Raw genomic sequence first — 14,103 nt, 5'->3', positions numbered from 1 at the left:
GGGCCATCGCCTGTTACGAGCACGCCCTCGAACTCTTCACACAGGTCAACGACAGGTACGCCGAGGCCGGCACGTACGTCAATCTCGGCGGCAGTCACCTGGCGCTCGGCGACGTGCCCGCCACCCGTGCCGCGTGGCGGCGAGCCCTGACCATTCTCGACGAGCTCGGCGATGCCGACGCCGACTCGATCCGCGCCGACCTCGAACAGCTCGACGCCACTCGGCTGCGCTGACGTACGCCGCTTTCTGCGCCGTTTCCGGGCCGCTTCAGCGCGGCCCGGCACTCTTCGGACACCAGTCTCTTCCGCATCAGGAACGGAGCGTCCGATGAGTCGTTTGGCACACCACCTCGCGGTGATCGGGGTGGTCAGCGCGACGGTGCTGGCCATGTCCTCCGCCGCCGTCGCCCAGAGCGACAAGCCGCCACGGAAGGGCGTCGACTGCGTGGTTCAGCATGTCGACGAACGCGGCAAGGTCCTCCGCACCGAGACCGCGCCCGAGGGCCGGGAGTACGGCCCGTTCCGCTGCGTCGGCGGGAAGTGGACGTTCGCCTGGGCACCCTTCGGGGCGGACGACATGATCACTGCCGCCGAGATCCAGATCGAGCCGTCCGGTGCCGTGTCGGTCCGGCGGTTCACCGGCCCCGCGCTCGGCAACGACCTCACAGTGGGCGAGATCGCCGGCATCGCCCAAGCCGTCAGCGGAAGCCGGGAGGTGCTTGTCGACCGCGCCATCGTTGCGGTCGACGACGGCAAGGAGCGGACCCCGGAGCAGATCGAGGCGCTGCTGGCCGGCAAGGACGACACCGGGGTACGGGTGCTGGACATCATCGAGAAGCCCGACGCCGCCATGTCGACGAAGGACGTCATCGACGAGGCCGGCGGCACACCCGAGACGACTGTCGTCTATTTCAGCCTCTGGGGCGCGATCAAGTCGGTGTTCGCCTGGATCGTGGACACGATCGGCGAGATCGGCGAGTGGATCGACGACCACTGCGACTGGGGGTCCCCCAACACCACTGGCGACATCGTGACGTGTCGGTGGTAGCCCGTCCCACCCCGCCGGCACCGATCACGGAAATGAGGACAGCATGACAACTCTGCGGGACATCACCAGGCGCGCCACCATCGTCACGACCGCCCTGATCGTCGGACTGACGGCTTCGTACGCACCGTCGCAGGCCGCCGAGGGGGAGGCCCGGACGACGATCACCGACCACCCCGGTGCCCCGGGGACGATGCTTCGACAACTCGAGGACCTGACCGGCCGGCCCGTCGGCGACCTGGACAAGGTGCTGGCCGTCGACACCGGCGGGCGGAACCTCACCAGCGACCAACTCGCGGCGCTCGCCGCCGGCAAGGAGGTCGACGGCGTCAAGGTCGTCGGCACGATCCCGGGCAGCCGGGAGGTGCTCGGCACGACAATGGCCGACCTCGCCGACGGCACGTACGACGGCACTGGCGACGGCGGGACGGCGACGTCCCTGCTCTTCGCCTCGTCCAGCTCCGACGGCCGGGAGTGGTGCCTGACCATGTGCGTCGCGTCCGGCAAGTCCGTCTGGGAATGCCTGCTGTCGCGCCGGACCGGCGAGCTGATCCTCACCCTCGACCTGGCCGGCGGCACCACGGTCGGCGGGACGAAGGCGGCCTTCGAGAAGGCGAACGGTGTCGCCGTCGACGGCCCGTCCAGCGTGCAGACGCTCATCGGCGACGGTGAGCCGTCGGCGGACGAGATCAGGACGCTCCTCGACGGCAGGGACATCACGTCGTTGCGCCGGGTGGCGACAGTGGACGGGCCGGACCCCGGGTGGGCGCTGGCCGACATCGCCGAGAAGTCCGGCGTCGTCTACGCGAAGACCAAGGGCCACCTCTTCACCCTCAACCTCCCGATCCTCGGCAAGATCCTCGTGTTCTGCGTCTCCCAGGACAACGGGAAGACCTGGAAGTGCTCGGCCCGTCAGTGGGGCGGGTTCTGACCGGTAGGCCGTCCACGGTCCCGCTCCGCCCGACCTCCCCGGTCGACGCGGAGCGGGGTTCCGCGCTTGAGCGGGCCGCTCATACTCACGAGATGATCAGCAGCGACCCTCGCGTCCCGTGGCCGCCTCGGGATTCCCACCCGACAGAAAGCTCGACATGAGCCCGTCGACTACGACGCCGCTCGTGCGGTCCTCCACTCAACCCCGGAGACCGCCGGCTGCGTCTCACTCTGCGTCCGCACGAAGACGTGGGGTGGACGTGACCTGGAGGTGGAGTGAGTCGGCACGAGGACGACGAAGAGTTCCGGCTGTTCGTCCAACGACAGTGGGGATCGCTGCTCCGAACGGCCTACCTGCTGACCGGTGACCGGGGGACAGCCGAGGACCTGACGCAGTCGGCGTTGGAGAAGACCCATCGGCGCTGGGGGCGGGTGCTGCGCCGGGACGCGCCCGAGGTCTACGTACGTCGGGCGATGGTGAACACGGCGATCTCCTGGCGGCGTCGACGGCGGCCGTTGGAGGTGCCGCTGCTGACCTCCGACAGCCAGCCGACTCACGACGCGTACGTGCAGGTGGAGCAGCGGCAACTCCTTCTCGCCGCGTTACGGCGATTACCGCCCAGGACGCAGGCGGTGCTGGTGCTGCGCTACTTCGAGGATCTCAGCGAGGCGGACACCGCCAAGGTCCTCGGCTGCTCCGTCGGCGCGGTGAAGAGCCAGGCGTCGCGCGGCCTGGCCCGACTGCGCAGCGACTTCGCCCCACCCGCCGCGCAGTCCCCGGCACGGCTCGAGGAGGAACTGGCATGACCGGAAGCTTCGCCAATTCGACGCTCGGTCCCGCGCTGCGGCAGGCCGCGCACGGCGTCGACGTACCCGAGGATCCCTGGCCCGGATTCGCCCGCCGGGAGCGACGGCACCAGCGGACGCGGCTGATCCGCACGGCGTTGGCCGCGGCGGTCGGGGTCGCGCTCGTCGGGGTCCAGACCAACGTGGTTCCGTTGCCCGGATGGGCGCCGGGTATCGCGGTCGCCGCCACTCCGACGGCGCTGCTCGACGCGCCACCACGCGGCGCGCTGGCCGGAGATCAAGCTTGGCTGGACACGCTACGGGCGCGGATCACCGCCGATCCGCCGGTGCGAATCGACGCCCCGGTGGGTGCCTGGAAGATCGGCGACAGTGACCGGATCCGTCTGATCTACGGCAGTGACCAGCCGGGCCATCGGGTCGCGCTGGTCGCGGTGCCGCTGCGGTTCGGCCTGCTGACCAGGGAGGCACTGGTCTGGTACGTGGGTCCCGCCGGGGCCGGTGCCCAGCAGATGCGGTACAGCGGCCACAGCGAGGGTGACGACGACCCGGTGATGACGCTGATGCGGGCCTACCCCGACCGGGCCGGGTTCGCGGTCGCCGTCGGTCCGCCCGAATCCACTGTGATGATCAGTGGTGAACCTCGATACACGCCCAGGGGCACTGTGGAGTACCAGGACATCGCCAGGGCGGACGGAGGCGGGGTCGGGTTCGCCGTGCTGCCGCCCGAACCCCTGCCGCACGAACCCGTCGTCCGGGTCAGCCGCGGCGACCGGGTGTTCTTCCATGGCGGTCTGGGCGGCGGCCCGTACGCCGGGCTCGACCCGACCGGGCCGGAGATGGACGCCCTGCTCGTCGGTGCTCGTCTACCCGTCCGAGGCACGCCGCTCGACGACACCAACCTGCGCAACTTCGTCCAGACGGCACTTCAGAACAGTCACCTCGCGGCTGGCGGCGCGACAGTACGGGTGCGGTGGTCGGGCCGCGATAACGGGCAGGCCGCCGCGCTGCTCACCGTGCAACCGGCCGGGGGCGGAGTGATCGCGTACGCCATGCACGGCGACGATCGGACCGGCTGGTACATCGACCTGCGGCTGCTGCTGCCGACCGAGGGCGCCGACCAGCGACCGATCGGCTGGCGGGTCCGGACCGAGGACGGTGCCCGACCCGCCACCGGAGAGGTGCGGGTGATCGCCCCGCCGGACGCGGCCCGCGTCACGGTGACGGTCGAAGGCGCACCCCCGGCCACTGTCACCCTCGACGCGTCGAACGCCGGCACCACCCGGGTACCAGCGGACCGGGCGGCCACTCTCACCGCGTACGGCCGGGACGGCGGCGTCCTCGGGACCACCCCGCTGCCGCCCGTGGAGACCGACAGCAGCGCGGGAGGTCTGCCCGGCGACAGCCCTGCCACGCGGGTGACACCCTGACGTGACGTCAGGCGGGCCGAGCCGTCCCCGGACGGCTCGGCCCGCGTCGGCCTCCAGGATCGACAGTCTTGACGGCGACGACGGCCTGCGGGAGCGCGTGGTGACGATCGAGGCAGAACGGCCAGCCGACCGGCTCGGCGACATCGCCGAGCGGGCCGAAGCCGTACTCGTGGACTTCCGGGGCGTCGTCCTGCCCGACGCGCTACGCGACGGAGACGACCCGCTGGCGCTGTTCCGCGCGACAGCTGCGTTCGCGCCCGAGTTGGTCGGCGTCGTCGTCCTGGCCCCAGCTATGAGTCGAGCCGGGGCTCGCACATGCGCAGGGCATCCTCCTGCCATGCGCTTCCGACGAGAGCGACCGGGTAGCGCGCCTCTCTGAGCCGCTTGTCCTCGGTCTCGACGGAGAACCGCACCGACAGCGGCTCCGGCTGGAACGCGGTCGAGCACTCCAGTTGCAGATCGACGAGAATCTGCCCGGTGCCACCCGGGCGTATCAGCCGGGCTTGGCCCATGTCGCGTACCTGGACGCCCGGCCTTTCCGCTTGGATGGCGCGAATCGTGATCGGCGCGGGGCCGGTGTTGATCAGTGTCAGCTGCCCGTTGAGCCGGACGATTCCCCTGGAGTTCGAGCCTCCCGAATAGCCCGATTCGGGGAGGGCCACGAGGGCAACCACAGAGGACCGGTCGTGCTGGGCGCGGGAGTCCCGCAACTCAGCGACACCGATGCCGCCGAGCACCACACCGATCACGAAGGCGGCGACGAGTTGAAGGAGCACCTTCCGCCTGTTCGCGACGTTCCGGTGGGTGATGGCGCTCCTTTCGGCCGACTCATGATCGTGCTCGTCGAGGTCGATCACCACCTGCTCCACCGCCATCGCGACAGCCTAGGGCTGGCGCACATCCGGTCAGGACGCGGCCGTGCGGATCTCCGATCGGGTGGGGACGACGCGGTGGCGGCGGACCGGGTACAGGACCGGGTGCGCCATGCTCCAGGCGGCGCCCGCGCAGACGAACTCCTTGTACCGGGCCGCCAGCTTCCCGGTGAGCTGGGCGGGCCTGGCCCTGTCGTCGGCGGTCACGTACTGGATGATGCCGTCGCGGCGACCGAGGCTGATGCACTGGTTGAAGTAGCGCAGCGGGGCCTTGGGGAACTTCGCCCGACCGGTCAGGCGTGCGGCGATGGCGTCGGCGGCCTGCCAGGCCATCGGGATGCCCGAGGCGCAGGACATCCGCAGTGGCTTGCCGCCCGGTCCTTCGGCGGTCGCGGCGTCGCCCACCGCGTACACCTCGGGGTGTGAGACCGACCGCATGCTGGCGTCGACGATGATCTGGCCGGTCTGCGCGACCGCCAGGGTCGTGGCGGCGGCGATGGGGTGCACGGCGAAGCCGGTCGTCCACACCGTCACCTGGGCCGGGATCTCCCGACCGTCGCGGGCGACCGCACCGTCCGCCTCGACCCGCGTGATGTCGGCGTGCTCGTGCACTGTGATGCCGAGCCGGTCGCAGACGCCGCGCAGGTGCTGCTGCGCCTTGCCGTTGAGCCAGTCGCCGAGACCGCCGCGGGCGGCGAGCGCGACGTCGAGGTCCGGCCGGGTCTCCGCGATCTCGGTGACCGCTTCGAGGCCGGTGAGGCCGCCGCCGACGACGAGCACGGTCCCGCCGGCAGCGAGGTGGGCGAGGCGGTCGCGCAACCGCAGCGCCGAGGGCCTGCCGGCGATGTCGTACGCGTGCTCGCCGACCCCGGGGACGCCGTGGCCGGCGGTGACGCTGCCGAGGGCGTAGACGAGCGTGTCGTACGCGATCTCGTCGGTGCCGTTGTCGTCGACGAGCGCGACGGTCCTGCGGTCGGCGTCGACGGCGGTGACCCGCGCCTGCCGAAGCGTGACGCCGGTGCCGGCGTAGATCTTGCTCAGTGGGCGTGGTGTGAGGTCCTGTCCGGTGGCGAGTTGGTGCATGCGGACCCGCTCGACGAAATCCGCGTCGGCGTTGACGAGGGTGATCTCGGTGTCGCCCGGGTGCAGCCGCTTGGCGAGACGCCCGGCGGCCATGGCTCCGGCGTAACCCGCTCCGAGGACGACGATGCGGTGCTTCATGGTGGCACTCCTGTCTCGGTGGTGGTCACTTCCTGAACCGGACAGCGACGCGATTCCTGACAGGAGTCGGCTATGAGCTGGATCACCAGACGCGGAGGGTGGGCTCCCCGTGCTCCGAGGCGGACCACTGCCGGGTGGCGCGGACGAGCTTGTCGGGGTTGACCTGGTTGTGGATGGCCGCGACGCCCCCGGGCGTCACCTCCAGCGACATCACGCCGATGACCCGGTCGTCGATCACGACCACCACCGCCGGAGCGCCGTTGGCGGTGGCGACGTGCACGGCTGGGCTGCCACCCACCAGGTCCCGTTTGACGTCGGTCGGCTTGAACAGGCCACGCAGGAACTTCGCCACCGCCAGTGCGCCGACGATCGGCGCGGACCGGGCCGGGATCTTGCCGCCACCGTCGGCGGTGCTCGTCGCGTCACTGGTCAGCAACTCCACCAGCCGCTGGATCTCGCCGTTGTTGGCCGCCGTGAGGAACTCCGCGACGACCTTCCGGGCGGTGGCCCGGTCGACCTCCGCGCGGGCCCGTTCGGCGGTGACGTGCTGCTTGGCACGCCGGTAGGTCTGCTGGCAGTTCGACTCGGTGATGCCGAGGATCTCGGCGATCTCACCGTGCGGGTAGCCGAAGGCCTCCCGCAGCACGTACACCGCGCGCTCGTTGGGTGACAACCGCTCCAGCAGGGTCAGCACCGCCATCGAGACGGACTCGCGCTGCTCGGCGGTGTCGAGCGGGCCGAGCATCCGGTCCCCGCCGAGGACCGGCTCGGGCAGCCACGTGCCCACATAGGTCTCCCGCCTGGCCCGCGCCGAGGTCAGCTGGTTGAGGCACACGTTGGTGAGGACCTTCGTCAGCCACGCCTCGGGCGTCTCGACGTGTTCCCGGTCCGCGCCCTGCCAGCGGAGGAAGGTGTCCTGGACGGCGTCCTCCGCGTCGCTGGCCGAACCCAGCAGGCGGTAGGCGATCGCCTCCAGGCGGGGCCTGGAGTGCTCGAACACCTCGACCTCGTCAGGGCTGAGCGGCATGACTAGACAGTATCCGGGCGGACGGCGGCGTCCCGGTGCCCGTTCCCACCGCTCGCACCATGATCAAGGGATGAAAAGTAGCTTTGAGCGCTGTTTCCTGACCTCCTTTTCATCACTTGATCAACGGATCGCACGGCACGACTCGCCTTCCAGGCGACCCATCCGGTACGCGGGTGAACCCGGTCAGCGGCTCGTCGGACCCGTCCCAGCCGTCCGGCGTGGTGTGGACGCGGTCGGCGTCTCGTCGTACGGCGTCGACCGGCGGCGGAACGTCGCCATCACCACGGCGGTCAGGCAGATCGCCGCGGCTGCCATGAGCGGCGGGCGGGCACCGAGGTGGACGGCCGCGGAGCCGAGCGGAATCGCCACGACGAGCGGTCCGAACATCGCGGTGTTGGCCGTCGCGGAGACCCGTCCCAGCAGCGCTGACGGCGTGTGGGTCTGTACGGCGGTCACCGCCGCGACCAGGGTCCAGGGCAGCCCGACGCCGGCCACCACCGCCCCGACGACAGGTGCCGGCCACCACGGCAGGCAACGCGTCAGGCAGCCGACCGCGAACAGCGCCGTTCCGGCGACACCGACGGCCACGGGACCTCTCGCCGCGATGAGCCGGCCGACGATCAGGCCACCGAGAACGGAACCCGCGCCCTGCGCGCTGGCCAGCACACCGAGGAACGTTGTCGGCAGGCGTAGCTCGGTCACGACGATCGCGTAGATTCCCGCGGTCGTGAAGCCGGACATGGCGATCGAGACCGCGGCGAGCACGACCGCCAGCCGTGTCGCTCGCTGTCCGAACAGGACCAGCAATCCGGCACGTGGGCCGTCGCCGCGTTCGGTGGGCCGGCCGGTGGGCACACCGTTGAGGCGAAGGAGCGCGTACAGGGTGGCGACCAGGACCGGCATGGCGGCACTGAGGACGGCGACCGCGTGGCCGGCCGAGCTCGGCGCCGTAACTGAGCGCACGACCGGGCACCGAGGCGATGTCGGGCTCGTCGTACTGGCCGATGTCGGCGGTGTAGGCGCAGGGAATGGCGCCCTTGTCGCGCATCCACGCGACCGCGACCGAGGTGTCGAGGCCGCCGGAGAAGGCGATGCCGACACGTTCGCCGGTGGGCAGGGAGGTGAGAACCTTGGACACGGGGAAAATTATGCAATAGAACGCATGGCCATGCAAGCCGATGCCGTCTACCCGCCGTCGACCGGCGCGTCGTCGCGTCCCAGCTCCCAGAAAGCGACCGCCGCCGCGGCGGCGACGTTCAACGAGTCCACGCCGCGCCGCATCGGAAGGACCACCCGCACGTCACTGGCGGCCTGCGCCGCATCGGTGAGGCCCGGCCCCTCGGCGCCGAGCAGCAACGCCGCCCGCTCACGCTGCGCCGGGGTCAACCGCTGCATCGGTACGGCGTCCGGCGCGGGCGTCATCGCGAGCACCGTGAAGCCGGCCTCCCGCACCTGGTCCAGACCCTCCGGCCAGCGGTCGAGTTTCGCGTACGGCATGGCGAAGACCTCACCCATGCTGACCCGGACGCTGCGCCGGTAGAGCGGGTCGGCGCAGGTCGGCGAGAGCAGCACCGCGTCGACACCGAGCGCGGCGGCGCCCCGGAAGATCGCCCCCAGGTTGGTGTGGTTGTTCACGTCCTCCAGGACGACCACCCGGCGCGCGGTGGCGAGCACCTCGGCCGCCGTCGGCAGCGGCCGGCGGTGGAACGACGCCAGCACCCCCCGGTGTACGTGGAAACCGGTGGCCCGTTGCAGCACGTCCTGTGTCGCGGCGTAGACCGGGGCGTCGCCGGTGTCCAGGTCGGCGAGCTGGTCGGCCCGCTTGGCGTCGACCAGGTACGACCGGGCCGGGTAGCCCGCGCGCAGCGCCCGGCGTAGCACCAGCTCCCCCTCGGCGATGAACAGGCCGTGCGGTGGTTCCCAACGGGTGCGCAGCTCGACGTCGGTGAGCGCCCGGTAGTCGGCGATCCGGTCGTCGTCGGGGTCGGTGATCTGGTGGACGGGCACCCGACGATTCTGCCGGACGCGGAGCAGCGCGCTCCGAGGCCCGCCCGACGAGGCGTTTTGTCCGAAGAATAAGGGGAATGACCGGCAGACAACGGACGTGACGGGAAGGACCAGCCAGGTGAGCGCAGACGACACCACCCCGGGCGAAGCGGGTGCCCTCCCCCGGCGTCCGACCGTCGCGGACCACATCGTGTCGCGACTGTTCAGCTGGGGCGTGCACCGCTACTTCGGCTACCCCGGCGACGGCATCAACGGCCTCACCTCCGCGCTGCAACGCACGAACGGACGAGCCCAGTTCATCCAGGTCCGCCACGAGGAGACCGCCGGCTTCGCCGCCTCCGCGCACGTCAAGTACGGCGGCGGTCCGCTGGGCTGCGCTCTGGTCACCAGCGGGCCGGGCGCCATCCATCTACTCAATGGCCTGTACGACGCGAAGCTCGACCACCAACCGGTGATCGCCCTGGTCGGGCACACCGCGACCACCGCCGAGGGCGGCGGCTACTACCAGGAGGTCGACCTGCTCGCCCTCTACAAGGACGTGGCGGCAGCGTTCCTGGCCCAGCTCGACAACCCGGCACAGGTACGCCACCTCGTCGACCGGGCGTGCCGCACGGCGCTGGCCCGGCGTACCGTCACCGCACTGATCCTGCCTCTCGACATCCAGGACGAGCCGGCTGTCCCGAACCCGCCCCACGCGCACGGCTACTACCAGACCAGCAACGCGCCGAGCAGCACGCCGACGGTGCCACCGGAGGCGGACGTACGCCGGGCGGCCGAGGTCCTGCGCGGCGGGCAGCGGGTGGCCATGCTGGTCGGCCAGGGTGCCCTCGGCGCACGCGACGAGGTCCGCGAGATCGCTGATCGGCTCGGGGCCGGCGTGGCCACCGCACTGCTCGGCTTCACCGCCGTCGACCACCGCGAGCCGTGGGTGACCGGCGCGATCGGGCTGCTCGGCACCCGACCGAGCTGGCAGCTGATGAGCGGCTGCGACCGGCTGCTGATCGTGGGCAGCAACATGCCGTACTCGGAGTTCTACCCGCAACCCGGGCAGGCCCGCGCGGTACAGATCGACCTGGACGGCACCCAGCTCGGGCTGCGCTATCCGACCGAGGTGAACCTGACCGGCGACGCCCGCCCCACGCTGCGGGCCTTGCTGAACGAGCTGGGCCCCGGCCCCGGGCCGACCGCCTGGCGGACGGAGGTCACCGAGGCCACCTCGGCGTGGCGTCGGGTGCAACACGACCTGGCCGAACAGGCCGCCGACCCGGTCAACCCGCAGTTGCTCTTCCACACCCTGAACGAACGGCTGCCCGACGACGTGCTGCTCGCCGTCGACTGCGGCACCACCACCGCCTGGTACGCCCGACACATCCAGGTACGCCCCGGCATGCTGGCCAGCCTCTCCGGCACGCTGCTGTCCATGGGCGGCGCCATGCCGTACGCGCTGAGCGCCAAGTTCGCCCACCCGGACCGGCCGCTGGTCGCGCTGATCGGTGACGGTGCCATGCAGATGAACGGCGTCAACGAGCTGATCACCGTGGCGAAGTACTGGCGCAGCTGGGCCGACCCGCGCTTCGTGGTGCTGGTGCTCAACAACCGGGATCTGGCGTTTGTCAGCTGGGAACAGCGCTCCACCGAGGGGACGCCGATGTTCCCGGACAGCCAGCAGTTGCCGGACATCGCCTACCACCAGTGGGCGGAGGTGCTCGGGCTGCACGGCGAGTTGATCGACTCACCGGATCAGGTGCGCGACGTCTGGGACCGGGCGCTCACCGCCGACCGGCCGGTGGTGATCAACGCCCTGGTCGACCCGGCGGAGCTGATGCTGCCACCGCACTTCACCGTCGAGCAGGCCCGCAAGACCGCTGCGGCGGTGCTACGCGGCGACACCGACTGGGCCGGAATCATCCGCCGCGGCCTCCCCGCCACCCTGGCCAGCTACCGCCCCCGCCGCCGAGACCGCTAACCCGCCTCACGCCCCGCGATCTTGCACTTTCTGCACCGACAGAAGCTGCCAAAAGGGTGCTTCTCGGCCACCGAAAGTGCAAGATCGCGGGGGTGGGCGGGGCGGGGCGGGGCGGGCGGGGCGGGCGGGCGGGCGGGGTGGGGGTCAGCCTCGGCGGTCGAGCCAGCGTTGCAGGGCTGAGCGGGGGTCCTGGGTGGGCTCCTGCTGACGGTTCGGGACCGCTGGGCGCTCGACCGGGCGGCGCGCATCGCCGGCCAGCTCACGGCTCGGCGCGACGAACGCCTTCTCCGGTTGGCCCTTCACGGCGGTGGCGATGACCCGGGCCACCGCGTCGATCACCTTGGTCTGCACCGCCGACCCCACCGAGTCGGCCGGGTCGTCCGGGTTCGCGGCGATACCGGCCACCGCGACCTGCGGGGTGAAGCCGACGAACGTCTCGGTGGAGTTCTGCTCCGAGCTACCCGTCTTACCAGCCACCGGTCGGCGGTCGAGGATGTCGTTCACACCGGTGGCGGTGCCGCCGTTGCACTGCCCGAACGCCGACTGCTGACTCACCGGGCAACGCGCCGCGTCGGTCGCGGCGCGGGCGACGTCCGCGTCGAGCACCCGCTTGCAGGACGGCTGCCCCACCGGCACCTTCGTGCCGTCCGCGCCGGTCACCGAGACCACCGGCACCGGCGTGCAGTAGGTGCCCTCGGCGGCCACCGTCGCGTACGCGTTGGCCAGGTCCAGCGGGGTGGTGGCCGCCACTCCCAGAGTGAACGAGCCCCAGTTCGCGGCGTTGTTCTTGGCGAAGGCCGCGTCCGAGTCGGCGCGGAACGTGATGCCGAGCCGCTGCGCCATCTGGACCACCTTGTCCTGGCCGACCTGCTCGGCCAGCCAGACGAAGTAGGTGTTCACCGAGCGGCCGAAGCCGTCCCACATCATCCGGTACCCGTCCATCCAGTCCGGGTTGGCGTTCGCCGGGCACCAGTGACCGTCACAGCTGCCCGGCCCCTCGGCGGGGTACCGGGTGGGCAGCTTGGCGGGTGCGTCGAAACCGGTGGAGAGGGTACGGCCCGACTCCAGCGCGGCGAGCATGGTGAACATCTTGAACGTGGAACCCGCCTGGTATCCGTCGACGCTGGCTCCGCCGGAGATCAACGGGTTGACGGTGTTCGGGTGGTTCGCCTGCCCGGCCGGGTTGTCGGCGAGGCTGTAGTGCCTGTTGACCGCCATCGCCAACACCCGCCCGGTACCGGGCTGGACCGCCGCGATCGGCAGGGCGCGCTTGTTGTCGTACCCGTAGACCTTTGTGGCCTGCTGTTGTGCGGTGGCCTGGGTCTTCGGGTCCAGCGAGGTGACCACGGTGTAGCCGCCCGAACGCAGTGCCTGCTCGCGCTCCGCGACGGTCGCCCCGAAGGCCGGCTGGGTCAGCCACCACTGGCGCAGGTAGTCGCAGAAGTAGCCCCAGTCGTCGTGGCCCTGGGAAACGGCGGTGCAGCCGTTGGGCTGGGCGGTGGGGTGCAGGGCCAGCGGCTCGGCCTTGGCCTGGGCGGCCTGCGCCGCGGTGATCGCGTTGGTGGCGACCATCGAGTCCAGCACGTACGACCGGCGGGTCAGCGCCTCGTCCTTGTCGCCGCTGATCGGGCTGTACGCGTCCGGAGACTGCACCAGACCGGCCAACAGGGCCGACTCGGCGAGGGTCAACTGCGCCGGAGGCTTGCCGAAGTACCGCTGGCTGGCCGCCGCGATCCCGTACGCGCCGGAGCCGAAGTAGGCGATGTTCAGGTACCGGTCGAGGATCTCGTCCTTGCCGAGGTTCTTGTCCAGCGCGCTCGCGTACCGGATCTCCTGGATCTTGCGGCCCACTGTGGGATCGGTGGCGGCGGCGCGCTCCTCGGCGGTGCGGGTGGGGTCGGTCTTGAGCACGTTACGGACGTACTGCATGGTCAGCGTCGAGCCGCCCTGCTCGGTGCCGCCACCCTTGACGTTGGCCACCAGCGCCCGGGCCAGGCCGCGCAGGTCCGCACCACCATGGTCGTAGAAGCGCCGGTCCTCGGCCGCCACGATCGCCTGCCGCATGACCGGAGCGATCTCCGACAGGGGTACGTCGGTGCGGTTCACGTCGTAGAACGTGGTGATCAGCGTCTTGCCGTCGTTGGCGTAGAGGTACGAACGCTGCGGCGTGGCCGGGGTCTTCAGCGAGGCCGGCAACGCGGCGTACGACCCGAGCGCGGAGCGGGCGGTGAGCCCGAGCAGCAGGTTGCCGGGCAGTGCGGCGACTGCCAGGACGAGCCCGGCCAACACGCCGGCGAGCAGCACGGTGAACAGCCGCGACAGCGGCGAGCGAGGGGCGGCCATGCTCCCCAGGATTGCCACGAAAGCCGCCAACCGACCACCCCCACAGCCGGATTGTCAGCAACTTCACGGCCCCCCACCAGCCAATCCCCTGCCTGCGCCCCCGCCCGCACCCCCGCCCCCGAGGGCCGGGCCGGGCGGCGGACCCTCGTTGATCATGAAGTTATTGCCAGGACACGCCGAGGTCGCGCGCAATAACTTCATGATCAACCGGCGCGGGGCAACCGGCGCGGGGCGACGGGCGCGGGGCGACGGGCGCGGGGCGACCGGCGCGGGGCGACCGGCGCGGGGCGACCGGCGCGGGGGTGGGGTTTAGGCCCCGGCAGGTCGCGAAGACGTTCCTGGTCGGCCGGATCATCTTCGCCCTGTGCGTGCTGTTCCCTGGCTTCAAGGCGGGTCGGCGCGTACTTCCCGGGGCCGGAGATGTGGCGATCGGCCGACGTGCCGGGAGCACCGACGGTC

The 14,103-nt window shown here is 71.1% G+C and carries 12 protein-coding genes and 1 pseudogene; 6 read left to right on the top strand and 7 right to left on the bottom strand.

Translation table 11 applies throughout. The features are described from left to right. From ABZ749_RS14495 to ABZ749_RS14475, 5 genes are all read left to right on the top strand, one after another. On the top strand, nt 1-233 hold a 233-nt coding region (locus ABZ749_RS14495; protein ID WP_357227622.1), incomplete at its 5' end, for a hypothetical protein. Between the two features lie 94 nt (nt 234-327). Beyond that, on the top strand, nt 328-1,047 hold the full coding sequence (locus ABZ749_RS14490; RefSeq protein WP_357227620.1) for a hypothetical protein: 720 nt from the start codon (nt 328-330) through the stop codon (nt 1,045-1,047). A 43-nt stretch (nt 1,048-1,090) separates the two neighbouring features. Next, entirely contained in the window at nt 1,091-1,975 is an 885-nt protein-coding gene (locus ABZ749_RS14485) for a hypothetical protein (RefSeq protein WP_357227617.1), read from the top strand. 275 nt (nt 1,976-2,250) lie between these two features. Next, entirely contained in the window at nt 2,251-2,781 is a 531-nt protein-coding gene (locus ABZ749_RS14480) for a SigE family RNA polymerase sigma factor (RefSeq protein WP_355009765.1), read from the top strand. Next, nucleotides 2,778-4,208, top strand: a complete 1,431-nt coding sequence (locus tag ABZ749_RS14475; protein WP_357227613.1) for a hypothetical protein — start codon at nt 2,778-2,780, stop codon at nt 4,206-4,208. Before ABZ749_RS14480 ends, ABZ749_RS14475 begins: the two co-directional genes overlap by 4 nt. Before the next feature lie 290 nt (nt 4,209-4,498). Here the strand turns inward: ABZ749_RS14475 and ABZ749_RS14470 are convergent, their stop codons facing one another. From ABZ749_RS14470 to ABZ749_RS14445, 6 genes and pseudogenes are all read right to left on the bottom strand, one after another. Beyond that, nucleotides 4,499-5,083, bottom strand: a complete 585-nt coding sequence (locus ABZ749_RS14470; RefSeq protein ID WP_357227611.1) for a hypothetical protein — start codon at nt 5,081-5,083, stop codon at nt 4,499-4,501. A gap of 30 nt (nt 5,084-5,113) precedes the next feature. Then, nucleotides 5,114-6,301 carry an FAD-dependent oxidoreductase gene (locus ABZ749_RS14465; RefSeq protein WP_357227609.1) on the bottom strand — a complete coding sequence of 396 codons (1,188 nt, stop codon included), beginning with the start codon at nt 6,299-6,301 and terminating at the stop codon, nt 5,114-5,116. A gap of 82 nt (nt 6,302-6,383) precedes the next feature. Next, nucleotides 6,384-7,328, bottom strand: a complete 945-nt coding sequence (locus ABZ749_RS14460; protein ID WP_357227606.1) for an RNA polymerase sigma-70 factor — start codon at nt 7,326-7,328, stop codon at nt 6,384-6,386. 183 nt (nt 7,329-7,511) lie between these two features. After that, nucleotides 7,512-8,069 carry an MFS transporter gene (locus ABZ749_RS14455; protein WP_357227627.1) on the bottom strand — a complete coding sequence of 186 codons (558 nt, stop codon included), beginning with the start codon at nt 8,067-8,069 and terminating at the stop codon, nt 7,512-7,514. Between the two features lie 196 nt (nt 8,070-8,265). Continuing rightward, nucleotides 8,266-8,466, bottom strand: a pseudogene (locus ABZ749_RS14450) (argininosuccinate synthase domain-containing protein); the annotation flags it as partial. 47 nt (nt 8,467-8,513) lie between these two features. Further along, nucleotides 8,514-9,362: an RNA methyltransferase gene (locus tag ABZ749_RS14445; protein ID WP_357227624.1), complete on the bottom strand. Its 849-nt coding sequence runs from the start codon at nt 9,360-9,362 to the stop codon at nt 8,514-8,516. Between the two features lie 91 nt (nt 9,363-9,453). On the opposite strand from ABZ749_RS14445, the gene ABZ749_RS14440 reads away from it, so the two are divergent. Further along, the gene (locus tag ABZ749_RS14440; protein ID WP_355009701.1) at nt 9,454-11,301 is read left to right on the top strand and encodes a thiamine pyrophosphate-requiring protein; all 1,848 of its coding nucleotides are present in this window, start codon (nt 9,454-9,456) and stop codon (nt 11,299-11,301) included. A gap of 144 nt (nt 11,302-11,445) precedes the next feature. Here ABZ749_RS14440 and ABZ749_RS14435 read toward each other — a convergent pair whose 3' ends face one another. Beyond that, the gene (locus ABZ749_RS14435) at nt 11,446-13,644 is read right to left on the bottom strand and encodes a transglycosylase domain-containing protein (RefSeq protein ID WP_357227603.1); all 2,199 of its coding nucleotides are present in this window, start codon (nt 13,642-13,644) and stop codon (nt 11,446-11,448) included. Between the last annotated feature and the right edge of the window lie 459 nt (nt 13,645-14,103).

It is taken from the genome of Micromonospora sp. NPDC047753, assembly GCF_040642735.1.
Classification (GTDB): domain Bacteria; phylum Actinomycetota; class Actinomycetes; order Mycobacteriales; family Micromonosporaceae; genus Micromonospora.
This window is presented reverse-complemented; position numbering and strand designations above follow the sequence as displayed.